This window comes from Runella rosea, assembly GCF_003325355.1.
Lineage (GTDB): Bacteria > Bacteroidota > Bacteroidia > Cytophagales > Spirosomataceae > Runella > Runella rosea.
Genome location: NZ_CP030850.1, coordinates 79544 through 103139 on the forward strand (window position 1 = coordinate 79544; position 23596 = coordinate 103139).

A 23596-nucleotide genomic window follows, 5' to 3' on the forward strand; every position below is an offset into this window, starting at 1 on the left:
ATCAATGACTTTGATTATGAACGAATTGCTTAACCGTATCGAAACAAATCCTGCCGTATTAACTGGAAAACCAGTAATTCGGGGGACAAGGCTATCTGTTCAATACATTGTTGGTCAATTGGCGCATGGAGCCACATTTAAAGAAATTTTGGAAGAATATCCCTATCTTCAGGAAAATGATATATATGCTTGTTTGGCATTTGCTGAGCAAATATTAGAGAATAGCCTCTTTTATCCACTTCCACAGAGCGCCTAATGAAATTTATTGTCGATGAGTGTGCTGGGCCTTCTGTTGCACGCTTTTTAGTTTCGCTAGGAAATGATGTTTATTCCGTTCCTGACTCTTCCCCTGGTTGGAAAGACGAGCAAGTGCTTCAAAAAGCGAATGATGAAAGTAGGGTATTGGTCACAAACGATAAGGATTTTGGAGAGTTGATTTTTAAAAAAAAGTTACAACATGCTGGGGTGATTTTTATGAGACTGGAAAATGAAAGAATCGCTAATAAAATACAGGTATTGAAAAGCTTCTTCGAAAATTACCCTAATCTTGATTTGTCGGGTTTTATAGTTCTGACAGAAAAAGTGGTTCGTTTCAGTAAATTCGTCAATCCTTGATGATTGCCCGCCAAACATCTCTCTCTGGGCACATCGTGGCCTTTAGCCGTTTTTTGCGGGCGAGCGGTATTCCCGTTGGGCCTGATCGTGAGGCAGATGCGCTCAAAGCACTGGCCGAAATCAACGTGGGCGACGAAGTACAGTTTTATCTGGCATTGCGCAGTGTTTATCCCCAAAACCGTAAACAACTACGGGAGTTTGACGAGCTATATGTAAAGTATTGGAAAGAACTTGCCAAAGCTGTTGATTCCAAAATAAAAGAAGACGCGGAAGAGAGCAAATCTAAAAAAAAGAAAAATAATCAAAATGGTGAAGCGTCGTTTGAAGCCCTGAAAAACTGGCTGAGTGGCAACCGTCAGCCTGAGCAGGAGGAACTTGCCTCATATAGTTTGGGCGAGCCGCTTTCCCAAAAAGACTTTGGTTCGTATACCGACGAAGATTTATATGAAGCGCGGAAAATCATCCGGACGTTGGTGCAGCGAATGGCAAAAACGATGAGCCGCCGCTACGAAGCGGCTCGTAGCGGTGGGCAGTTGGATTTGCGGCGCGTACTTCGCAACAACTTTCGGAAAGGGGATGAAATCATTGATTTATTTTACCGCCGTCCCGCCCGCAATAAAATTCGGTTGGTGCTCCTCTGCGACGTGAGCAAATCCATGGAGCTTTATAGCCGTTTTTGGGTGCAGTTTATGTTTGCGTTTCAAAATTTGTACCAATCCATCGAAACCTTTGTATTCAGCACTCGCCTGTGCCGTATCACTGAAGATTTAAAAGAAATGGAGTATACAAAGGCCCTCGAAAATCTGACGGAACGCGTGCCACATTGGTCGGGTGGAACTGATATTGGAGCCGTTTTGCGCGAGTTTGTGCAGGAATATGCCATGCGTAAGCTCAATTCCCGCACCATCGTGCTCATCATCAGCGACGGTATGGATACGGGCGAGGGCGACGATTTGGCGCTGAACATGGAGCGCATTCGTCGGAAAGCCCGCCGCGTTATTTGGCTCAATCCATTGGCGGGTTCGCCTGATTATCGCCCCGAAGTGAAAGCGCTTAAAGCGGTGCTACCGCATTTGGATTTGCACGCGCCCGCCCACAATTTGGAGAGCCTCAAACGGGTGGTGGAGCAGTTGCGGTGAATGTTTTTAAAAGGATAAATGTTGAGAAACTATACAAATTTTAGTTAGTACAAATGAACCTTAAAATACTGTCCTTCGGGATTGCCAAAGAAATAATCGGTCAGCTCGAATTGCCCGTACAGTTGTCTGACGCAGCAACCGTGGCCGATTTGAAGCAGTTTTTGATTACTCAATTCCCTGATTTTCAGAAGTTATCTTCGCTACGGGTAGCCATCAATACCGAATACGTCGACGATTCGACCCTGTTGCATTCCAACGACGAAATCGTGCTCATTCCGCCCGTTAGCGGAGGCTAAAATGCTTTTTAAAACTTTGATTGAATTTTTTTATTACTTACCAAAATACTGTGAAACTCATCGAATGTCCACGGGATGCCATGCAGGGGCTGACCGATTTTGTTCCAACGGAAACAAAAATAAATTACTTAAATCGTCTGTTGCAAGTAGGTTTCGACACGCTTGATTTTGGCAGTTTTGTTTCCCCCAAAGCCATTCCGCAGATGCGCGATACGGCGGAGGTCGTCGAAAAGTTGGATTTATCCGCTACAAAAACCAAGTTGCTTGCCATCGTCGCCAACCTAAGAGGGGCGCAGGAGGCAGCTGTATTTGAGCAGATTACGTATTTAGGTTTTCCATTATCCATCTCCGAAACCTTTCAACTCAAAAACACCAACAAGACCATTGCGCAAGCGTTTGACGAAGTGAGCGAAATTCAAAACCTGTGTTTGAACGCCAACAAACAATTGGTTGTGTATCTTTCGATGGGATTCGGCAATCATTACGGCGACTCGTACAGCCCCGAGCTGGTGGAGCAATTTTCGGAGCGTTTGGTGGGCATGGGCATCAACATCATTGCCCCGTCAGACACCATCGGAACGAGTACCACCGATGACATTAAAACATTGTACGGACATTTGCTCAAAAAATTCCCAAATGTTGAATTTGGGGCGCATCTTCATGCTAAATCGAGTCACGTGGCCAAGAAAGTAAGAGCCGCTTACAAAACGGGAGTACAGCGCATTGATTGTGCCGTTCGGGGCTTTGGCGGTTGCCCACTGGCCGAAGATAAACTGGTAGGAAATTTGGCGACGGAACTGGTCGTGAGTGAGTTGAATCAGTTAGAAGCAAAACTTACCATCGACGAGCAACAGCTCGCGCAGGCGATGCTGGCATCTCAGTACGTTTTTGGATAAAAAAGGTCAGAAAATTTGTCGTGTGATGCTTCCCTGACCTTTTTCTGGCTAAGCATTGACCGCTTCTTGCGTGTTTTTCGGGCGCTTGTAAAGTGGCACGGTGCTGCATGGCTCACCAAACATAAGTGTTTGGGCTACAGGCTGTAATTTGCGCGTTATTTCCACATAAGCTGCTGTGGGTACCGGGTGTTTGCTGCATCCTTTTACCACGACGCGGGCATCTCGATAGTCTTCTGGATTGATTTGGTTGATGGCATCAAAATAAAGTTTTTCTTCCAAGTCATTCAGGTTTCCAAAAACAACCGAGTTGGCGTGAGGCTCTAGCTGTAAGGCCAGCAACATATACGCCCATGTGGGGATGATGGCGTCTTCTGTACAGGTAATGGCAACGTTTTGGCCTTTGTATTGCGACCAATCGTGGCTCTTCAAAAACTCCCGGAAGTCTTTTTCTTTCAGAATCATTCCCATGAAGAGATTCTCTTTCAAGTCGTACAGTACACGCGCTCCAGGGTGGTAATAATCTTCTAAATCTAACGTAACGAGGCCGCTTTTGGCAACGCGGTTGATGATTTCTTCCATTTTACTTAATAGTATGCTTTGCACTTAATGCAACACACATTACAGGTCGAAAGTTTGTGAACGCGAGGCATAAATAGCAAATTTGTTGTTCGACAAATGCTACCTTTGCAGCTTATAAAGTTTGGAAGAATGAATTTTAGTGAAGTCTTAGATAAACATTCTATTTTTAACGTTGTCGCTCAATCTGCCAAGGAGCTTGGAGTAGACGCCTATGTGATAGGAGGTTATGTACGTGATTTAATTTTAAAGCGTCCTTCCAAAGACATCGACATTGTATCCATCGGGAGTGGCATAGCATTGGCGGAGGCGGTAGCCAAAAAGCTTGGCGTACACGTGAATGTGTTTAAGAACTTTGGTACCGCGCAGTTTCGGGTGGATGATTTAGACATTGAGTTTGTGGGTGCGCGGCGAGAATCTTACCGTACAGAATCCCGCAAACCAATAGTGGAAGACGGCACGTTGCACGACGACCAAAATCGACGGGATTTTACCATCAATGCCATGGGTATCAGCCTGAATGCTGAAAATTATGGCGAGTTGATTGACCCTTTTAATGGTATTGACGACTTACGCAGAAAGCTCATTCGGACACCGCTTGACCCCGAAATTACCTTCTCTGATGACCCACTGCGCATGATGCGGGCGGTGCGTTTTGCAACTCAACTGAATTTTGACATTGAACCCGATACCTTTGATGGTCTGGTTAAAACCGCTGAGCGCATTGATATTATTTCTAAAGAGAGAATCAACGACGAACTTAACAAAATCATTTTGTCGGCGGTGCCTTCCTATGGCTTTAAACTGTTGCACCAAGCAGGTATTTTAAAGCGAATTTTTCCTGAATTTGTAGAGTTACAAGGGGCTGAATATCAAGACGGAAAAGGTCATAAAGATAATTTTTATCATACGTTGCAGGTATTGGATAATATTTCCAAACATACCGACGACTTGTGGCTGCGTTGGGCGGCCATCATGCACGATATTGCCAAGCCCGCCACCAAGCGTTTTGATAAAAAAGTAGGGTGGACCTTCCACGGGCACGAAGATTTGGGTGCGCGCTTTACGCCGCGCATTTTTCGTCAAATGAAATTGCCGATGAATGAAAACATGCGTTTTGTTCAAAAACTCGTTCGGCTTCACCTGCGGCCCATTGCGTTGTCGAAAGAAACCATTTCTGACTCGGCGTTGCGGCGGTTATTGTTTGATGCAGGCGCCGATTTGGAGGCGTTGATGACCCTTTGCCGGGCCGATATAACCTCCAAGAACCCCGAGAAAGTCAAAAAACACCTGTTGAATTTCGACAAAGTTGAACAAAAGCTCTACGACCTCGAAGCCCGCGACCAAATACGAAATTTTCAGCCCGTCATCACGGGAGAAGTTATCATGGAAGCCTTTGGGCTGAAACCTTCTGCTGAAGTAGGCGTTATTAAAACAGCTGTTCGTGAGGCGATTCTGGACGGGATTATCCCGAATGTTTTCGAGCCGGCCTATGCTTTTATGCTCGAAGAAGGCAAAAAAATGGGATTGGGGCCCGTGGCTTCTTAACTATTTAGCTGGATTTTACGGTGGGCATTTCGTCGATGCCCAAAGTAGTCAGTGTGGGGTTTAATGTGTAGGGCGTAATGGTTATTTTGAATACTTTATGCCCCGCCACGTCAAAGTCGCACGTGTATTTTCCTTTGGCCTGCAAACTCCGATAGACTGCTGAATAATTAATTTTGAGGGGCCAGCCATTGAGCGCTAATTGCGACGATATATTTTCAATGGTTTTCTTCAGATTTGAAAAATAGGTAACAAACGGTTCGCGTTGGCGTAAATTATTGAGCGAACCGATGTAGGTGATGCGCACTTCGTAAATGGTTTGTTGGAGCATTTTCCGTGATTTTTTGTCAAAAATTTGAACTGAATCAAATTTTTGCAATTTTATGAAAAACTATTCGATTATTTTTCATTGGCTAAACTTTTTTATCTGCTTCGTCGTTTCAACTATAATTGCTTAAAAAAGAAAAAAGCCGTTGGTCTCCCAGCGGCTTTTGCAATTTATCTAACTCCCGTTTTTCTCTCCCCGATTTTTACTTTCAATTTTGTTTTTTTTGTGTATGTTACACCAATAACTTAGGGTTTTTCATATCCAGTCCCAGCCTTTTCGATAGTCGCGTGACAATAGATCATTGGCTTCTCCGTCGTGACGAAATTTTTCTTTTTTTGCATTCCAGTGTAACTCCCGCCCTAGACGCCACGAAATAAGTCCAAGGTGCATAGGAAGAGTCATTTGACGGGCGTATTCAAGGTTAGATTCGGGTTGCGTACGGGTCTTGACGGCGTTTACAAAATTTTGCTGATGCCCAGGCGACCGCTGAATGCTGAGAGGAACCGTTTCGACATCATTCATGAGCATTCCGCCGATGTTAATTTCGCGGGTGTTATAATCACAGAGAAGCGTACCTTTATCTCCTTCAAAATAGGCACCAATGCCCCGATTGGCCGCTCCCGGCACGTTGGGTGGCGTGGTAGTCCAGTGAATTTTGAGATTGTCGAACTGATAATCAACATCAATCCATTTGGGAGTATTGCCAATGCCCTCCCCAACTTCTCCTTTGGCGCTGATGGTAGTAAGATTTTGGGGATTGATGGCCCACCAGACCACATCGGCAATGTGACTCCAAAAGTCCTGATACACCCCACCTGAATAATCCAGAAAATAGCGATAATTGAAATGACACCGCTCGGGCGTGTACTTTGAATAAGGGGCGGGCCCGAGCCAAAAATCCCAATTGAGGGTAGAGGGTGGTTCCTGATAGTTGGCTGGCCCCAGTACGGGCGGTGCTCCGGGTTTCCAAAGTCGCACGGTATGAACATTGCCAATGGCACCCGAACGAATGATTTCAACGACGCGGTGGTAGTTGTCTCCCGCGTGGATTTGGGTGCCTAACTGAAAAATTCGGTCGTGGCGTTTGAGCGATTTAAGCATTTTTTGTCCTTCACGCACGCTGTACGACAGCGGTTTTTCTCCGTACACATCTTTTCCCGCTTCAAAAGCCAATATCGCTACTTGGGCGTGCCAATGGTCGGGCGTTGCGCAGGTGATGGCGTCAATGTCTTTGCGTTCTAATATTCGACGAAAATCGCTGTATAATTGGACCTTTGTGTCGGGTTGTAAACCCAACAAGGTTTTTTGAGCAGAAGCTAGATGCGTTTCGTCTAAGTCGCACAGTGCTGCTATTTCTACTTCTGGCAACCCTGCAAACCATTTCAGGTGTTGCGTTCCCATGCCACCCAATCCGATGTGGGCTACCCGCAGGCGGTCGCTGGGGGCTACTTTGCGCGTAAAACCCGTTAGAAAGGGAAGGCTGAGGGCAGCGGCACTGCTCTGTTTTAAAAAACGACGGCGATTTAGAAGGTGGCTCATAAGGTTGGATAAAGGTTTATTCCAAAAGCGTAAAAAGCACTGATTCTCACCGCGAACTGAAAAGAAGAAAAAAGTTTTAAGGCTCCGAAGGAGAAAGTCGGGGGGCTCATGTGAATTGCTGAAGCCTAAAAAATACCCTTTAACCCTAAATTGCCCCTTTTTTATTCAAAAGCGACAAACTAACTTGCGTTTACATTATGAATTAACCCAAACGTCTGAACGATATGCCACAAAAGTTATCTCCGATTAGTAAGCCATCCGAATTGGTCGCGTCAGTACAGGAAAAAAATCTGGTTATTGTGGACGCCCGGGCGGGAGCTGGAGCAAAAGATAGATACGCCGCTCGCCATTTAGCGGGAGCGTTGTTTGTTGATTTAGAAAAACAATTGGCCAACGTGCCAGCGGATGCCTCAAAAGGAGGCCGTCATCCATTGCCTGACCTTATGCAATTTGCGCAAGTGTTAACCCAACTTGGCATCGGGCCCGACACGCACGTTGTAGTGTATGATGACAAAAACGGGGGGAATGCGGCCGCTCGTTTTTGGTGGATGCTGAAAGCCATTGGACACGAAAATGTACAAGTACTTGATGGCGGGTTGGATGCCGCCGTAAATGCAGGTTTCCCCGTTAGCTCAGCAGAGGAAACGCCTTCTATTCCCGAAAAAACCTATGAAAGACTTCGATGGACGTTGCCGTTGTCGGACATCAACGAAGTAGAAAAAGTAGCCAATGATGTTGATTATCTGGTGATTGATGTGCGTGACAAAGACCGTTTTGATGGAAAAGTTGAACCCATTGATTTGATTGCGGGGCACATTCCAGGGGCGGTCAATATTCCTTTTACGAGCAATTTGGACGCTAATGGATTTTATCTTTCACCTGCTGAACTGAAAGAAAAATACACGGAAGCCTTGAATGGAAGAGATGCCCAGCATGTCATTGTTCATTGCGGTTCGGGCGTGACCGCCTGTCATACGTTGCTTGCCATGGCCTACGCTGAAATGGAAATTCCCAAACTCTATGTGGGCTCGTGGAGCGAATGGTCAAGAACCGACCGTCCGATGTTTACCTTGACGAAAGATTAGGGTCAGATATGATAAAAACCAAAAAATCCGCTTTCGGGAAAACAGCCGAAAGCGGATTTTTTTGATACGATAAAATCAGAAAAATTATTCCCAAACCACCTCGATTACTTCGGTTTTTAGGTCAATGGTGGTGTGAGTTTCCCCCTCCAGCCGTTGAATCGTCAACTGGCCTTCGCGGAGGCGTACTATCTCCTGCGTAAGCACGTGCATTGAGCTCTTTTTATGAAAAACAGAAACCATATCGCTGGTTCCGGGTAGTTTTAGGGTGTGTGATGTGCCAGATGCTTTTATTTCCCGAGCGTAGGTGGTGCCAGATTCGGCGGGATTTTGGAGCAATGCCAAAGCTCGTGAAGCTAACGGGACCCCGTACCCGACAAAATTATTTCCGTAGGGGTACAAATGGGCTGATTTCTCAATGAGATTTATGAGTTGTTTGTTGGTGAGCGTAGGGTTGGCCTGCATCAAACATGCCGCAAAGCCCGTAATAACGGGCGCCGACAATGACGTGCCGTATAACGAAAAGCAGGAAACGTTGGGCTTTAGATAAGGCAAAAACTCTGGCCCGATGCTGCTGTAACCGATGCGGTTCCAATACCGCTGATTGGTAGCGCCGATGGCTAAAACACCTTGCGCGTCGGCGGGAGTGGAAATAATGCGCCAGCTTGGGTCGTCGCCTTCATTACCGGCTGATACGATTACCAAGATACCTTTTTTGTCGGCCGCCAATTGCGCCGCCTGGCTGATGATGCTCGTTTTGCCATCCATTTGGTTGATTTGATAATTCTCGTTGGGGTCGGTAAACCCTTGGGCGTAGCCCAATGAGGTATTAATCAAACGCACGCCAAGGCTGTCCATCCACTCCATCGCGGCTACCCAGTTGTCTTCCTCGCCGCGAAATTCGCGGGTTCCGTGGTCGGTGCGGGCAAGGTAAAACTGTGATTCGGTCGCTAAGCCGTTTTGGGCACTTTCGGAACGATTGGCGCCCGAAATGGCGCTCATTACTTCGGTTCCGTGAAAATCAGAAAAGGTTTCGGCGGTGGTGTAAAATTTATCAGAATACGTTAACGGTGGGTTAACATAATCACGTTTATCCAAGATGGCTTTGCGGTCAAAAATGTGTTTTAGGAGATTATTGGTGGGAGCTTCCAGAAATCCCGCGTCAATGACGCCGATGGTGATTCCTTTTCCGTTCAGACCCGCTTTTTTAAATTCGTCGGCTTGTACCTGCGTCATGACGGGTGCCATCGCAGAGCGGCGATTGGGCTGGGTTTTGGCGATGTAAAATTGGCCGTTGATGGGTTGTACTTTACTGACAAAGGGAAGCGACTGAACGGCTTGCAATTGCTCAGCAGTAAGGCGAGCCGAGACCGCATTGAACCAGCGAGAAATGTTTAGTGTTTGACAGTCAGCTGTTTGTAGCTGTTGAAGATATTCTTTTTTTACGGGCAAATCCGTTTCATCATATAAAGTAAGCCCTTGTTGGAGACGATTTTGTAGCGTTTTTGGTGAAATTGCCGGCGCATCGGTCGTATTTTTATCTTTCAGAAAAATCCAGTACTTTGTCTGCGCCAAACAGCTAAATGAAAAAGACAGCATCGCCACCGCCGCTATCGTCGTTCCAATTTTTTTCATCTTAAGTAAGTTAAGAAAACGTATGATTCCCTAAAATTGCTAAAAAATCACACAAAGTTCACAAATTTTTCACAAAAGAATACAAATGTTTTCAACAAATACCTACGCTTCGCGCCGCGCTAAACTCAAAAATCAGGTTTCAAACGGTCTATTATTGTTTTTAGGAAATGAAGAATCGGGAATGAATTACACCGATAATACCTACCATTTTCGACAAGACAGCACTTTTCTGTACTACTTTGGATTGGATAAAGTAGGACTGGCGGCCATTATCGACGTAGAATCGGGCGAGGAATGGATTGTGGGGGATGAAATTACGATGGATGATGTAATTTGGGCTGGGCCGCAGCCTACTTTACAAGAACAAGCAGGCCGGGTAGGCGTGGCCAAAACGCTTCCGAAATCGGCCTTAGAAGCTACCCTCAAGGGCGCGCTCGGCGCGGGCCGTGCCGTCCATTTTTTGCCGCCGTATCGTCCTGAGCATACCCTGAAACTTCATCACTGGACGGGCTGGTCGCTGGCCGAAATTCCTCAAAAAGCCTCATTGCCGTTTATCATGGCGGTCATAAACCAACGTTCTTATAAAACCGATCACGAAATCGTTGAAATGGACAAAGCCGTCAACATTTCGGGGCAGATGCACCTGAATGCGATTCGCGCTACCCGCATGGGCAAATACGAATACGAAGTTGTGGGCACTGTTCATGGTACGGCGCGGAGCGGTGGCGGAGACTTAGCGTACCCAATTATTTTGTCGGTAGATGGGCAAACGCTCCACAATCATTATCACGGCAATCGCCTCGAAAGTGGTCGGCTAGTATTAGGTGATTTTGGGGCGGAAACGGCCACCTATTACGCTGGCGACATCACGCGTACGTGGCCCGTTGACAAGACATTTACCGAAAAACAAAAAGAAATCTATCAGATTGTACTGGACGCCAACCTGAACGTTATCAATGCATTGCGTCCGGGTGTGAAGTACCTTGATTGTCATTTGATTTCTTGGCGGACGGTGACGGAAGGTTTAAAAAACCTCGGTTTGCTAGAAGGAGATGTGGACGAAATGGTGGCTTTGGGCGTACCAGGCCTTTTTATGCCTCATGGCGTTGGGCACATGATTGGGATGGATGTTCATGATATGGAGAATTTGGGCGAAAACTATATAGGTTACCGTGAGGGACTAGAACGCAGCAATTTGCTTGGTTTGAAGTCATTACGATTGGCCAAAGAACTCGAAGAAGGATTTGCACTAACGATTGAGCCGGGTACGTATTTTATACCAGAATTGATTCAATTGTGGGAAAGCCAAGGGAAATTTAAAGACTTCATCAAGTACGATAAACTGAAAGCTTATTTTGGATTTGGCGGGGTGCGGATTGAGGATAATTACGTGATTACGGCCGACGGTGCAAAATTGATTGGTGAGCCCATTCCCAAAACAATCGCCGAGATTGAAGGGTTAAGGTGTTAAATTTTAGCCTCTGTGTCCCTCCATTTCTCTGTGGTTTTAAAAAAATCTAACCACGGAGAAATAGAGGGGCACGGAGGAAACAAGATACAAACAAAATGCGTTACGAACCGATAGATGTTCAGCTTTTTATTCAAAATCGCCAACGACTTTATAAGTTATTGAAACCCAAGAGCTTGGTTATATTGAATGCCAATGACCCCATGCCTACCAATGCCGACGGAACCATGGGTTTTAAGCAAAATTCCGATTTGTTTTATCTGTCAGGAATTGATCAGGAAGAAACCCTTCTGGTATTATTTCCAGACCACCCCGATCCTAAATTTCGAGAATTGCTTTTTTTGCGCGAAACAAATGAGCTTATTGCCGTATGGGAAGGTGAAAAACTGACCAAAGCACAGGCAACGCAAGTGTCGGGTATTCAGCGGATTTATTGGACTCATCAGTTTGAATTGATATTTAGTCAGTTGGTTTTTGAGGCCGAAAATGTGTACCTCAACACCAACGAGCACGCCCGAGGCGACGCGCAAGTCCAAACGCGGGATGCGCGTTATATTCGGGATTTTAAGGAAAGATACCCTTTGCATCGTTTGGAACGTTTGGCTCCGCTGACCTATTATTTACGCGCTGTAAAGCAACCGCAGGAGATTCATCAACTTCAAAAAGCCATTGATATCACCCGCGATGGATTTTTAAGGGTCTTAAATTTTGTCAAACCTGAGGTGTGGGAATACGAGATTGAGGCCGAGTTTATCCACGAATTTACCCGAAAGCGTTCCAAAGGTTTTGCGTACAGTCCCATCATTGCGTCGGGGAAAAATGCGTGCGTGTTGCATTACATTGAAAACAATCGACAATGTAAAGCGGGAGATATTTTGTTGCTGGATGTGGCGGCCGAGTACGCCAATTACAATGCCGACTTGACGCGTTCTATTCCCGTTAATGGTCGTTTTACGCCGCGTCAGCGGGAGGTATACGATGCAGTATTGCGGGTAATGAAAGCCGCGCGCGGAATGCTCGTGACGGGCACAATGCCCGATGCGTATCAGGCAGAAGTGGCCAAAATCATGGAAAGTGAGTTGTTGGGCTTGGGGTTGTTGACCAAACAGGACATTGAAAAACAAGACCCCGATTGGCCAGCGTACAAGAAGTATTTTATGCACGGAACGTCCCATTTGTTGGGGTTGGATGTTCACGATGTGGGGAGTCGATACCGTGCTTTTGCCCCTGGCATGGTTTTTACGTGCGAACCCGGTATATACATCAAAGAAGAGGGGTTGGGGATTCGGCTCGAAAACAATATTTTGATTACTGCCGATGGAAACGTTGACCTTATGGCGCATATACCCATTGAAGCCGAGGAAATTGAAGAATTAATGCATCAATCAATTGGGTTTGATAAGAATTTAGGGAGTAAATAATTGATTATGAGGGAAAACCTCGCATAAAAATGAGCTTTTTTTTTACGGAAGATATTATAAGATTATTGATTGCGGCGGGGTTAGGCGCGCTGATTGGGCTAGAACGTGAATACCACAGCAAATCGGCGGGGCTTCGAACAATGATGTTAATTGCCATTGGTTCGACGCTTTTTACGGTCATTTCGACTAAATTGGGTGGAGATGCGGGGCGGATAGCCTCCAATATTGTGACGGGCATCGGCTTTATCGGCGGCGGGATTATCTTTCGGGAGAGCAACCGTGTTTCGGGTATTACAACAGCGGCCACGGCTTGGGCTACGGCGGCGTTGGGGATGTGCGTGGGTATCGGTTATTATGAAATCGCCTTGGCCTCGTCTATATTGGTGCTTTTTGTGCTATACGCGCTCGTTCCGATTCAAGATATTATTAACCGTCATAATCAGCTTCGTACTTACCGCATTGTTTGTAAGTATCAACAAAAAACGTTGAAAAATTACGAAAGCCTTTTTAAAGAATTAGGATTAGATGCCAAACGCGGGGTGCAAAATCGAGTCGGTAATACCATCAGCGGGACGTGGGCGATTCAGGGGCCAGAGCGTAAACACGACAAATTGACCAAGCTTTTACTGAATGACGAAGAAGTATTAGAATTTGATTTCTAGGTTATTTACCGTTTAATAATTTGTTGGGAGGAAGCTTTTACAACTCCCTTTTTTTTTGCATTTTACTTCAATTGTTACCATAGAGATAAAATATAAACGTAAAGAATTTAGATAATTGACACGAATCCATAATAAATAGTAATAAAGAAAGTTGGTCAGATACAGCCTAATCATCGTCAGAAATGCCTAAATATCTATATAATGATGACCTCCGAAAAACGTAGTGCGTTAGTAATTGGGGCTACAGGTTTGGTAGGAGCGAAGGTCGTAGCAAAGCTATTGGCTTCTGAAAAATACAGTCATGTCAAAGTGCTGACACGTAAGCCTTTTACGGGTAGCCATCCCAAATTGGAAAGTATCATTTTTGATTTTGACCATCCAGATGCGGCACTTGTTGAGGCAGATGATATTTTTTGCTGCCTCGGGACCACCATGAAAAAGGCAGGCTCGAAAGAGGCTTTTTATTTGGTAGATTATACTTATCCTATGGAAGTAGCCAAAATAGCTTTGGCCAATGGGGCCAAACGTTTTGCCATTATTACGGCCATGGGCGCAGACTATACTTCTTTGTTTTATTACAATCAGGTCAAAGGTAAAGTGGAGGAATCGCTGCGAAAATTGGGTTATGAAACGCTGCTTATTTTCCGCCCTTCGCTGTTGGTGGGGGCGCGTCAAGAGAGCCGTTTTGGCGAAAAAGCAGGAGAATGGCTGTCGAAACTGTTTCAATTTGTTATTCCCGCTAAATACCGGGCAATTGAGGCGGATAAGGTGGCGGAAGCGATGGTTTCCATTACCTCCAGCAACGTCAAAGGAGCGCTGGTGTATGAGTCTGACCTGATGCAAGAGTTTTGATGTAATTATTGATTCACTTTTATCTCACCGTTGTGTCTGCCACCATTAACATTCAAGGAGCCGTCGAAAGCGACGTTATTACGGTCTACGATTTCCTTTGTGAGTTGGAAGAAGAGAAATTGGATTTTAACGCATTTCAGAAAATCTTCAATCGAAACCTCAAAAATCCTGATTGCCATTACTTTATGGCTTTTGATGAGGCCAAGTGCGTGGGTTATGCTAGTGTCCATGCGCAGTGGTTACTCCATCATTGCGGAAAAGTAGGCGAGATTCAGGAAATGTTTGTCGTGGACAATTACCGCTCCAAAGGTGTCGGAAGTCTGCTGATTCAGGAATTGATGAAGGTGGCAGAACGTGAAAATTTCAAAATTTTGGAAGTAACCGCCAATAAAAAACGGGTAGATACGCATCGTTTCTACGAAAGAAAAGGCTTAGAACCGACCCATCTTAAGTTTGTGAAAAAGTATGGGTAAACGCGAGGCTCTACGCATCTTTACACAAAAAAGTAAGTTGCTGATGAGACTATTGCTGACCGCCCTCTTTTTGCCTCTTTGTGCCGTTGCTCAATGGCAGCCATCGTTTGTAGAAAATCGCTTTTTACGCCTTGAGCAGCTGAAAACAAGCGATTCTTCCATTCGCACGTATCAATCGCTTCCGTTATTTTCTTACGTTTTAAATGACAAATACGCCACGACCGAGCGCACTGTTTTTCAATCTGAAAAAGAAAAACTGAATTTTGTCTTAGATAATAAGCTAAATGTAACCTACCAAATCAACCCATCCGACGGTTCTAACCCGTCAGACGGGTATGCGGTGATTACCTTTACGAATACGTCTGCCGATACATTAAGACTTCGAAATGTGGTTCCACTCGGAGAGTCTAAATCACACGTATACATCACGGGGTTGGGAAACCATTCGTTGTCACGGGCGCATTTGTTTCGTCCTGGTTTTGCACCCGTCAACGTTATTTTGCCCGATAATGCATGGGAGTTGGGTTTTTCAGCGGTAAACATGGTCGAAAAGAATGTGTGCGCATTGATGCGGCGCGTCAAATGGGAAAATGCCACCCGCCGTCGTTTTGAAACCATTCTGCCGCCTAAGGGCAGCGTTGTGTACCATCTGTGGCTGGAAACCTATACGGGCAATTGGCAGGAAGGATTACGTCAAATATTCCAAAAAAGGAAACTATTTGACTTGGCTCAGTTTGATAATTCTCTTTTTCAACGGCCTGATTTGCAGTGGATTCGTAAGAGTTATGTCATTCATTTGATGATGGCTTGGGACCAGCGTTTTTCGTTGGGGGTAAAATGGGGGCAAGGCATCAACGATTTTATCAAACGTGGTAAAGCCCTCTACGGCGGCGACGACGTACTTGGCATTTGGCCCACCTGGCCCACGCTTGGCTTAGACCAACGAAATCAATTTGATTTGTTTAGTGACTTGCCGGGCGGGCTGCCGAACATTAAAAAAATGGGAAATATGATGCGGGCCCAAGGCACAAAATTGTTTTTGTGTTATAATCCGTGGGACGAATCCACCCGTGATGCCAACAATCCAAAAGCGCATTTGAAGGGACTTTCAGACCTCATCGCGGCTACTCAGGCCGACGGTGTGGTGCTCGACACGCGCGGTAGCAGCAGTAAAGAATTGCAGGAGGCTGCCGATCAAGTTAAAAAGGGCGTGGTGATGTACAGCGAAGGCATGGCCATCCCCAAAGATATGCCGGGAATTGTGGCGGGGCGCGTTCATAATGCGTTGTATTACCCGCCGATGTTGAATCTCAATAAATTTATTAAGCCTGACTTTGCTATTTTTCGCGTAGCCGAGCAGTTCAAAGAGCGTATTCGACGCGAATTTGCCACGAGCTTTTTCAACGGCTACGGCACCGAGTTGAACGTTTTTCAGGCTGGTACGCCCGATTGGGTCGAAGAAGATTACCGTTTTTTAGGCCAAACCACGCGGATTTTACGGGAAAATAGCTCGGTGTTTTTAAGCAGAAATATCACGCCGCTTATCACGACAACCCGCGATGGAATTTTTGTAAACAAATGGCAGGATTCTACTAAAACACTTTACACGATTTTCAGCCTGATTCCCGAAGGATTCAGTGGTCCCTTGTTTGAAGTACAACCCCGAAAAGGCTATCATTTTGTCGATTTATGGAATCACCGCGAGCTGACTCCGATACTGCAAGGTGGTAAGTGGTATATCGAAGTGGAAACGGAGCCTTTTCATAAAAAATATCTAGGTACAAATAATGAAGGCGCAGTAGGGTGTGTGGCAGAAATGAAGGAAGCATTTGGTTTGACAAATGACTTGTGGTGTTCTGGTGAACTTCTTCCAAATTATAATGTAACAATATGGAAAGGAAATCCCATGTACATTAAAAAGCCAATTGTAACAAATTATGGTTGTGTTCTTAGTGATTTAGAAGAACTAAGGTACTATGAAGGTAAAATTGTTGTGCAGGTTTTTGATAAAAATAAGCAGGAACTCATAGAAGAATCCATTTTGGAGCTACAGGCTGGCAGTGTTAGGGTTGATGCAAAAAAAATAAAGTTTTTACCTCCTACTGCCCATCCTGATGCAAAATCTATTCTAAGTGGGACTCCAAACGCTGAGCTTCAAATCCCCGCAGGCCGCTATCGTCACGTTACTACGCACGGAGATGTATTTTTGCCCTATCCTGAAAAGGACACTACAACGTACGAAATCAGTGCATTTTTGATGGATAAAAATTTAGTTTCTAACACCGATTTTAAGAAATTTCTCACCTCAACCCGTTACAAACCCAAAGATGCCGCCAACTTTTTGAAACACTGGAAAAACGGGCAAATCCCCAAAGGCGAAGAAAACAAACCTGTGGTGTATGTGTCGCTCGAAGATGCCAAGGCGTACGCAAAATGGGCGGGCAAGCGACTACCAACGGAGCGAGAATGGCAATACGCGGCGGAAAAAGATTCGGTATTAAGAACGTCGGCAAGGACTGCGCGTCTGCGGTTCGAAACCTTGCCGACGTTAAACCAGCTGCAAGGTGTGGTTTGGCAACTGACCAATGATGAATACCACACGGGCCAATACCGCTACATCATGCTCAAAGGGGGAAGTTATTTTAAGCCTGAGTCCAGCTGGTGGTATGTGCAAGGCGGCCCGCAACCGCTTACGCATCAGCAGATTTTACTACGGGTTTCGGAAGGCTTTGAGCGCAACGCGACCGTTGGTTTTCGGTGCGTTCGGGATTAATTCTTCCCCGCCTCCGCACGTCGCATCGGCATCGAATCAATAAGCCCGAAAAGCTGCTCTGGTTTGACGGGCTTGTCGCTTACGAGTTTGATTTCGCCATCTTTGCCAATCAACCAAAAACAAAAATGGTTGGGTGTGTACTTAAATCTTTCTTTCAGATGAAGGGCGTCTTCGGTCGATATATTGGCTTCGAAGCAGTCAATCACGCGTAAATCACGCTCCATAAAGTCCTTCCCAACTTCGCTCAGCCACTTTTTTTGCAGTTTAAATTCGGCATCTGAAGCCTTGGGGCAGTACACTACCACGACACGATTTTTCCACACCATTTTTTCCAATTGTTTTTCGAGGGAGTCTTGGAAATTGAAACAAACAGCACAGATTATGAGAAATAATGCGTTCATTTTTGAAAATATTATGGTTTACGAATCACTTTTTACGCTTTACATGGCGCAGTTTTTTCTTTGACTTAGAACCTAAAAGTAAAACAAAAAAGAAATAATGAGAAAACTTGCTTTGCCTAACATAGAACTCAACACAATGTGTCTTTTATAAATGCAAATAAACCAATAAGCTATTATGTTTAAACAAATTCTTTCCATTATGCTTCTTTTTGCCGCCAGCCTGACGGCTTCTGCCCAAGATACCCGCTGCTATGAAACCCGGATTTATTACACCCACCCAGGCCGATTGGAAGCTTTATTGACCCGTTTTCGTGACCATACCACCAAAATATTTGAAAAACACGGCATGACAAACGTGGGTTATTGGGTGCCTTTGCACGAAGAAAATAAACTTGTTTACGTTCTTTCGTACCCCGACCGTGCCGCTCGCGATGCTTCATGGAAGGCTTTTGGTTCAGACCCTGAATGGAAAAAAGTACAATCTGATTCGGAAGTAAGCGGAAAAATTGTGGCCAAAGTAGAAAGTATCTTTATGAACGCAACCGATTTTTCACCCAAAATCAAGTCTTCTAAGAGTAAAAAAGAGCGTGTATTTGAGTTGCGGACTTACACTACCAACACGGGTAAATTGCCCGATTTATTGACCCGTTTTCGTGACCATACCCTCAAATTGTTTAAAAAGCACGGCATGACCAACGTGGCCTATTGGACCGTAGACGGCAAAGATGATACGCTGATTTACATTTTGGCGCACCCTAGCGAAGAAGCTGGTAAAAAAGCGTTTGATGCTTTTCGTGCTGATCCAGTATGGATAAAGGCTCGCGACGAATCGGAGAAAAACGGAAAACTTGCCGCCAAGGTGGAGTCGGTCTACATGAAAGCAACGGACTTCTCTACGATAAAATAAATCTATCGTTGAAGCTGCTGTTGGGTCTGAGGACCCAACGCTTCGGTTTCTCAAAACTGAAAGCACACAAGGTTTTGAGAAACCGAAGCGACAGTTTTGAGAAGCTGTCGTCACGCTGTGTCACTAAAATCCATTCTGTAAATGAAAACTGTACTCGCTGCTTTAGGATTAGGGATTGTTTTTGTCAGTTGTACAAATTCCCAAACATCTGATAATCAATCGGAAAATTTGGATTCAACAGCGGTGGATAGTGTAGCTATTTTAGCTCCCAAAAAAGATTCTTTGAGTGTGTATTTGCCTGATATTAAAGCCTCTTTGCCCGAAGCCCAAACGGTGGTAGTAAAAGAAGACCCCGTATTTTTTAAATCAAAATCGTACAAAGCGATTCCCCTACAAGTTGTATTGGACAAATTCATTCCCGCTTATAAGCGTTTAGATCTCAGGCAGACGCAGATTGTGTTTGAATGCGAAGATGGGTACAATCCTTCGATGTCGTTGGAGAAAGTGTTGCAAAAAAAGTCGTATTTGGCCATTTCTGATGTGGAAGCGCCTGCGGGTCAGGACTGGATAAATCCTAAAAAAGGCACTCATGAAATGAAAATAGCTCCGTTTTATGTGGTTTATACCGATGTGCCCGCCAAAGATGTGACTTACAAATGGCCTTACAACTTGGTCAAAATAAGCTTATCGGCGGCTTCCAAAGAATTGGCGGTGTTGTTTCCCAAAGACGATGATACGCAGGTAAAAGGATTTGAATTGTTTAAAGTAAACTGCCTGACTTGCCACTCGCTCAATAAAGTAGGCGGAAAAATGGGCCCAGAACTCAATTTTCCCAAAAGTATAACTGAGTATTGGCAGGTAGACCAAATTAAACAATTTGTAAAAGCCCCAACCTCCTTTCGAAATGAGTGTAAAATGCCCGCCGTGACGCACTTGTCAGACAAAGAGTTGGATGAAATCGTCAACTATTTGAAGTACATGGCTAAACACAAAGTCAAAGTATAAGATTCAGAGACGAATCCACGATTGTGGCAATAAATCTTTGGTATCAAATCGCTCCGTAGAAAACCATTTCTGCGGAGCGATTACTATTTTATCTTGTGAGGGATTCAGCCACGCGCCCCACCAACTAAAGGTGCTGTTGGCAATGATATGATGCTGACAATGAGACATAAGTAACAAATCTTCTGGAGTCGAATTTCCCTCGATATACAGCATTGGGAAACCAAATTTCACATTGGCTTTTGCCCATTCGATATCGTCAGAGAATACAAAAAATACGGGGTTTGAAATCCGGCTTGTTAAGTATTCCATTGCTGTTTGGTAATAAATGGTTTCGCACGGTTTTAGATAACGGTTTGCTTTTGAGGTTGTTGTGTAATCTCCCCGTCGAATGTGGATACTTACCGAAACGCATTGCTTAATGGACCGTTTGAAGGTTTCATATTGATTCGACAACGACACAACAGGTCTTAAATCTTCACGGATAACGTCCGCAATACCTGCAAAATACTTCTCCGACTGCCAATAACCCTCCAGATAAACACCGTCTTGAAGCGATAAAACGGGCTGATAAAAATGAAAATGAGGCTCTTTGAAGTAGTTTGAGGACGTACCCCCCAAAAACCTTCTAAAGCGCTGGGATAAAGAATTCCAGTTGTCTCTTATTTGATTGATTTCCAGTTGGGTGGCTTTTATGGCTTGGATATTAAACACCTCCAAGCCGTACCTTCGGTAGGTCCAATCGTGTGATTTATCCAGTAAAGAAGTGTCTAATTTGGGTACTGTTTGGTTCAAAATAGCCAAATTTCGGCCCAAAGCGTACTGAAAAAGCTGATTACCAAGCCCTCCGCTAAGTTTTACAAAAATCATTCTTTTTTGAAGAATACATTAAACTGATTGTAGTTGATTTTTAGAATTTAAGTATGTTTTTGTGTCATTATTTTGGGTAGAAGTTAGTTTTTGAATCAATGAATGATAAGACTCTGCAATTAAGTCCCAATGATAGATGGATAAAGCCGCTGTTTTTCCTTTGTTGCCGAAATTTTGCCGTGTAAATGGGTTTCTTAAGAGCTGTTTTAGCAACACCTTAAACTCATCTTTATCCTTAAAACACAAGCCGCCTTCCAAGCTTGAAACGGCTCCTACATCTCGGCATAAAAAAGGAAGGCCCACGGCCATTGCATCTAGTAAAACCAACGGTTGGACTTCGGTAAAAGTGGCCGACACGAATAGCGTAGCCGAACAATAAGCAGCGTGAATATCTTCAAGGGTTAGTTTTTCAAATAGGAAAATGGTCGTGTTTAAATGTTTGCCGAAGGTTTTTTTTAACTGATTGGAATAATCGTTAAAATGACTGCCAATCAATACCAAAATCGTATCCTTCGGAGAAATCTCGATAAACCACTTAATGAGTTCATATTGGCCTTTCTCTTGGCTAAAATTGCCGACGCAAAGCAGCATTTTTGCTTTGTTTAATTCAAATTTATCCCAGAAATCAGTGCTTGGTTGCTGAAAGAACCTGGGATTCGCCCCGTTGGGAATAATGCTAAAATTATGGAGATTGAGTCGTTTAGCTTCGATTAGATCGGAGAGGCGTTGTTTATCTGGTTTTTTACTTAAAAAGACATAATAATCAAACACTGTGAGTTTTCCAGAAAACTGCCAAGCCGCTGGGCGATTACGGAGCCAACGTAACCATCCTTTGATGCCAGGATAGCGCAGGTGAATCGTCGTGCCGTGACTTACCAGTACTTTTTTGCCCCGTATTTGGTTCAGAATCGGAAGGGCTAACTCAGATACCCAGCTTTCCCAACAATGAAAAAAGAGTACGTCGAAGTGGGATTCCCGTAGAAATTGTTGGTAAGCTTTGCCTACTTCTATTTCATTAAATTTGGGTAAACGGCTGGGAGATAAGGGAAAAGTGATGATGTCAAAAGGTAAGTGGCGCGGTTGTTCAGATGATTGGGTTAAGACTGTGATTTTATACCCCAAACGATGAAGTCCCATGGCCTGTTGATAGGCCGCTTGTGCAATACCGTGCGTTTCGGGGTAGAAACCAAAACAGGCGATTAAAATTTTATGATTCAAAGTTGGTTAAAGAAAAGGTTCTTTAACAATGACTTAAAAACAATAATAAAGTGACATGAGAAATAAAAAAAAATCCCCCAGTGCGTGTGGCAGAGGGGGATTTGAACTTATGAGTGAATCGACTATAGTTTATATCTCAATTTTACCACCTCGCGCTCGTTCAAGAAGCGCCATTTGCCGCGTGGAAGTTCTTTCTTGGTCAAACCTCCGTACACGGTACGGTCTAGTTTGAGTACTTCGTAGCCCAAGCTTTCAAAAATACGACGCACGATGCGGTTGCGACCGCTGTGGATTTCGATACCCACTACCATGGCGTCGGGGGTTACGATGGCCAAATCATCAGGTTTGATGGGGCCGTCTTCCAAATCGAAACCTGCTTTGATTTTGTCAAAATCTTCCTGTGTGATGGGCTTATCCAATTCTACTTGGTAGATTTTCTGAATTTCGTTGGAAGGGTGCATTAGCTTTTCGGCTAATTCTCCGTCGTTGGTAAGGAGTAGCAGTCCAGTCGTGTTACGGTCCAAACGTCCTACTGGATAGACGCGCTCCTTGCACGCCCCTGCAATCAGTTCCATCACCGTATGGCGGCCTTCTGGGTCGTCGGTGGTGGTGATGTAATCTTTGGGTTTGTTGACAAGGATATACACCATTTTCTCAGGATTCAACACGCGGTTGCCGTATTTGACAACTTCACCTGGATTGACCTGATGGCCCATTTCGGTAATCACTTTTCCGTTGATGGTAATTTGTCCCGACTCTATTAATCCATCTGCTTCGCGGCGCGAGCAAAGCCCAGCGTTTGCGATGTATTTGTTGAGACGGATTTGTCCATCATCGTTTTTGGGCTGAATTTTCTTGGCGTAGCGTTGTTCTGCCTGACTGAAATCATAGCGGGGCGCTTCTTTAAATTCGCCTACGCGACGCTGTTCGGCATCACGGGCGCGGTCACGTCTTTCATTTTCGTCCGATTTTTCGTTGGTACGCGGACGTTTATGGGGTTTATCAAAAGGGCGTTTTTCGCCGTCAAATGTGCCTCCGTTGTCGCGGGGAGTTCTTTCAAAAGGCTTCTCAAACGGTTTTTTGAAGGCCGGTCGTTCGCTGCGGTCATCGCGTCTTTCAAAAGGCTTATCAAAGTTCCGTTTTTCGCGGTCGTATGGTCGTTCGCTGCGGTCGTCGCGTCTTTCAAAAGGCTTGTCGAAGTTCCGTTTTTCGCGGTCATATGGTCGCTCGCTGCGGTCATCGCGTTTTTCAAAAGGCTTATCGAAACTTCTTTCGCCGCGTGGTTTAAAATCACCTTTGTTTTCAAACGGTTTTTTGAAAGTTGGTCTTTCGCCACGCTCTGGGCGGTCACCGCGCTTTTCAAAAGGTTTGTCGAAGTTCCGTTTTTCACGGTCATACGGCTTATCTGAACCTGAGCCGCGTTTTTCGAAAGGCTTGTCAAAGCTTCTTTCTCCGCGTGGTTTAAAATCGCCTTTGTTGTCAAATGGTTTTTTGAAGGCGGGCCTTTCGCCACGCTCTGGGCGGTCACCGCGCTTTTCAAAGGGTTTGTCGAAGTTCCGCTTTTCACGGTCATACGGTTTGTCCGAACCAGGGCCGCGTTTTTCGAAAGGCTTGTCAAAGCTTCTTTCTCCGCGTGGTTTGAAATCTCCTTTTTTGTCGAATGGTTTATCAAACGGTTTTTTGAAGGCGGGTTTGTCGCCGCTGCGTTTTTGGTCAAAAGGCTTGTCAAAAGATCTTTCGCTGCGGCCGCGAGGTGATTTTTTTTCAAATGGCTTGTCAAAAGATTTGTCGGACGAAGTGGTCGAGTCCTTTTTGTACTTGCTGTAAAAAGGCGTATTGCCCGGTGTTTTGTTGTCTTTTTTCATTGGGCTTGCAGTATCACTACTGTAAATAAGAAG

General features: G+C 44.9%; 23 protein-coding genes. 15 read left to right on the forward strand and 8 right to left on the reverse strand.

What is annotated here, in order from left to right:
- The first annotated feature begins 16 nt into the window (after positions 1-16).
- Genes DR864_RS00500 through DR864_RS00520 form a run of 5 tightly spaced genes read left to right on the forward strand, consistent with a single transcriptional unit; the run spans position 17 to position 2946 of the window.
- Entirely contained in the window at positions 17-256 is a 240-nt protein-coding gene (locus DR864_RS00500) for a DUF433 domain-containing protein (RefSeq protein WP_205319177.1), read from the forward strand.
- Positions 256-615: a DUF5615 family PIN-like protein gene (locus DR864_RS00505; protein ID WP_114065100.1), complete on the forward strand. Its 360-nt coding sequence runs from the start codon at positions 256-258 to the stop codon at positions 613-615. Before DR864_RS00500 ends, DR864_RS00505 begins: the two co-directional genes overlap by 1 nt.
- Positions 615-1754: a vWA domain-containing protein gene (locus tag DR864_RS00510; RefSeq protein ID WP_114065101.1), complete on the forward strand. Its 1140-nt coding sequence runs from the start codon at positions 615-617 to the stop codon at positions 1752-1754. Before DR864_RS00505 ends, DR864_RS00510 begins: the two co-directional genes overlap by 1 nt.
- 53 nt (positions 1755-1807) lie before the next feature.
- The gene (locus DR864_RS00515; protein WP_114065102.1) at positions 1808-2050 is read left to right on the forward strand and encodes a MoaD/ThiS family protein; all 243 of its coding nucleotides are present in this window, start codon (positions 1808-1810) and stop codon (positions 2048-2050) included.
- Between the two features lie 50 nt (positions 2051-2100).
- Complete coding sequence (locus DR864_RS00520; protein ID WP_114070100.1) at positions 2101-2946, forward strand: hydroxymethylglutaryl-CoA lyase-like TIM-barrel protein; 846 nt, start codon at positions 2101-2103, stop codon at positions 2944-2946.
- 48 nt (positions 2947-2994) lie between these two features.
- On the opposite strand, the gene DR864_RS00525 is transcribed toward DR864_RS00520, so the two are convergent.
- Positions 2995-3525: a DUF2480 family protein gene (locus tag DR864_RS00525; protein WP_114065103.1), complete on the reverse strand. Its 531-nt coding sequence runs from the start codon at positions 3523-3525 to the stop codon at positions 2995-2997.
- 129 nt (positions 3526-3654) lie between these two features.
- Between DR864_RS00525 and DR864_RS00530 the strand changes: the two genes are divergently transcribed.
- Positions 3655-5070: a CCA tRNA nucleotidyltransferase gene (locus tag DR864_RS00530; RefSeq protein ID WP_114065104.1), complete on the forward strand. Its 1416-nt coding sequence runs from the start codon at positions 3655-3657 to the stop codon at positions 5068-5070.
- Positions 5071-5074: 4 nt separating this feature from the next.
- Here the strand turns inward: DR864_RS00530 and DR864_RS00535 are convergent, their stop codons facing one another.
- Both DR864_RS00535 and DR864_RS00545 read right to left on the reverse strand, forming a co-directional pair.
- The gene (locus tag DR864_RS00535) at positions 5075-5398 is read right to left on the reverse strand and encodes a hypothetical protein (RefSeq protein WP_114070101.1); all 324 of its coding nucleotides are present in this window, start codon (positions 5396-5398) and stop codon (positions 5075-5077) included.
- A 252-nt stretch (positions 5399-5650) separates the two neighbouring features.
- Positions 5651-6934 carry a Gfo/Idh/MocA family protein gene (locus DR864_RS00545; RefSeq protein ID WP_114065106.1) on the reverse strand — a complete coding sequence of 428 codons (1284 nt, stop codon included), beginning with the start codon at positions 6932-6934 and terminating at the stop codon, positions 5651-5653.
- Between the two features lie 224 nt (positions 6935-7158).
- Between DR864_RS00545 and DR864_RS00550 the strand changes: the two genes are divergently transcribed.
- Positions 7159-8019: a sulfurtransferase gene (locus tag DR864_RS00550; RefSeq protein WP_114065107.1), complete on the forward strand. Its 861-nt coding sequence runs from the start codon at positions 7159-7161 to the stop codon at positions 8017-8019.
- Between the two features lie 84 nt (positions 8020-8103).
- On the opposite strand, the gene DR864_RS00555 is transcribed toward DR864_RS00550, so the two are convergent.
- Positions 8104-9651, reverse strand: coding sequence for a S8 family serine peptidase (locus DR864_RS00555; protein WP_114065108.1), 1548 nt, complete (start codon positions 9649-9651; stop codon positions 8104-8106).
- Between the two features lie 85 nt (positions 9652-9736).
- On the opposite strand from DR864_RS00555, the gene DR864_RS00560 reads away from it, so the two are divergent.
- From DR864_RS00560 to DR864_RS00585, 6 genes are all read left to right on the forward strand, one after another.
- Entirely contained in the window at positions 9737-11122 is a 1386-nt protein-coding gene (locus DR864_RS00560; protein ID WP_114065109.1) for an aminopeptidase P family protein, read from the forward strand.
- A gap of 95 nt (positions 11123-11217) precedes the next feature.
- On the forward strand, positions 11218-12540 hold the full coding sequence (locus DR864_RS00565; protein ID WP_114065110.1) for an aminopeptidase P N-terminal domain-containing protein: 1323 nt from the start codon (positions 11218-11220) through the stop codon (positions 12538-12540).
- 29 nt (positions 12541-12569) lie between these two features.
- Entirely contained in the window at positions 12570-13202 is a 633-nt protein-coding gene (locus tag DR864_RS00570) for an MgtC/SapB family protein (RefSeq protein ID WP_114065111.1), read from the forward strand.
- A 201-nt stretch (positions 13203-13403) separates the two neighbouring features.
- Positions 13404-14054, forward strand: a complete 651-nt coding sequence (locus tag DR864_RS00575; RefSeq protein ID WP_229599486.1) for an NAD(P)H-binding protein — start codon at positions 13404-13406, stop codon at positions 14052-14054.
- Between the two features lie 32 nt (positions 14055-14086).
- Positions 14087-14527, forward strand: coding sequence for a GNAT family N-acetyltransferase (locus DR864_RS00580; protein WP_114070103.1), 441 nt, complete (start codon positions 14087-14089; stop codon positions 14525-14527).
- A 43-nt stretch (positions 14528-14570) separates the two neighbouring features.
- On the forward strand, positions 14571-17300 hold the full coding sequence (locus tag DR864_RS00585) for a formylglycine-generating enzyme family protein (RefSeq protein WP_114070104.1): 2730 nt from the start codon (positions 14571-14573) through the stop codon (positions 17298-17300).
- Here DR864_RS00585 and DR864_RS00590 read toward each other — a convergent pair.
- Positions 17297-17701 carry a DUF4174 domain-containing protein gene (locus DR864_RS00590; RefSeq protein WP_114065112.1) on the reverse strand — a complete coding sequence of 135 codons (405 nt, stop codon included), beginning with the start codon at positions 17699-17701 and terminating at the stop codon, positions 17297-17299. The two genes, DR864_RS00585 and DR864_RS00590, sit on opposite strands and share 4 nt — an antisense overlap.
- Before the next feature lie 175 nt (positions 17702-17876).
- Here DR864_RS00590 and DR864_RS00595 point away from each other — a divergent pair, with 175 nt between their 5' ends.
- Both DR864_RS00595 and DR864_RS00600 read left to right on the forward strand, forming a co-directional pair.
- The gene (locus DR864_RS00595) at positions 17877-18608 is read left to right on the forward strand and encodes an NIPSNAP family protein (RefSeq protein WP_114065113.1); all 732 of its coding nucleotides are present in this window, start codon (positions 17877-17879) and stop codon (positions 18606-18608) included.
- 141 nt (positions 18609-18749) lie between these two features.
- Complete coding sequence (locus tag DR864_RS00600) at positions 18750-19613, forward strand: c-type cytochrome (protein WP_114065114.1); 864 nt, start codon at positions 18750-18752, stop codon at positions 19611-19613.
- A 3-nt stretch (positions 19614-19616) separates the two neighbouring features.
- Here DR864_RS00600 and DR864_RS00605 read toward each other — a convergent pair whose 3' ends face one another.
- The 3 genes from DR864_RS00605 to DR864_RS00615 all read right to left on the reverse strand — a co-directional run bounded on the left by DR864_RS00605 (position 19617) and on the right by DR864_RS00615 (position 23563).
- Complete coding sequence (locus DR864_RS00605; RefSeq protein WP_114065115.1) at positions 19617-20480, reverse strand: alpha-1,2-fucosyltransferase; 864 nt, start codon at positions 20478-20480, stop codon at positions 19617-19619.
- 18 nt (positions 20481-20498) lie between these two features.
- Entirely contained in the window at positions 20499-21698 is a 1200-nt protein-coding gene (locus DR864_RS00610; RefSeq protein ID WP_114065116.1) for a glycosyltransferase family 4 protein, read from the reverse strand.
- Between the two features lie 122 nt (positions 21699-21820).
- Positions 21821-23563 carry a pseudouridine synthase gene (locus DR864_RS00615; protein WP_114065117.1) on the reverse strand — a complete coding sequence of 581 codons (1743 nt, stop codon included), beginning with the start codon at positions 23561-23563 and terminating at the stop codon, positions 21821-21823.
- Between the last annotated feature and the right edge of the window lie 33 nt (positions 23564-23596).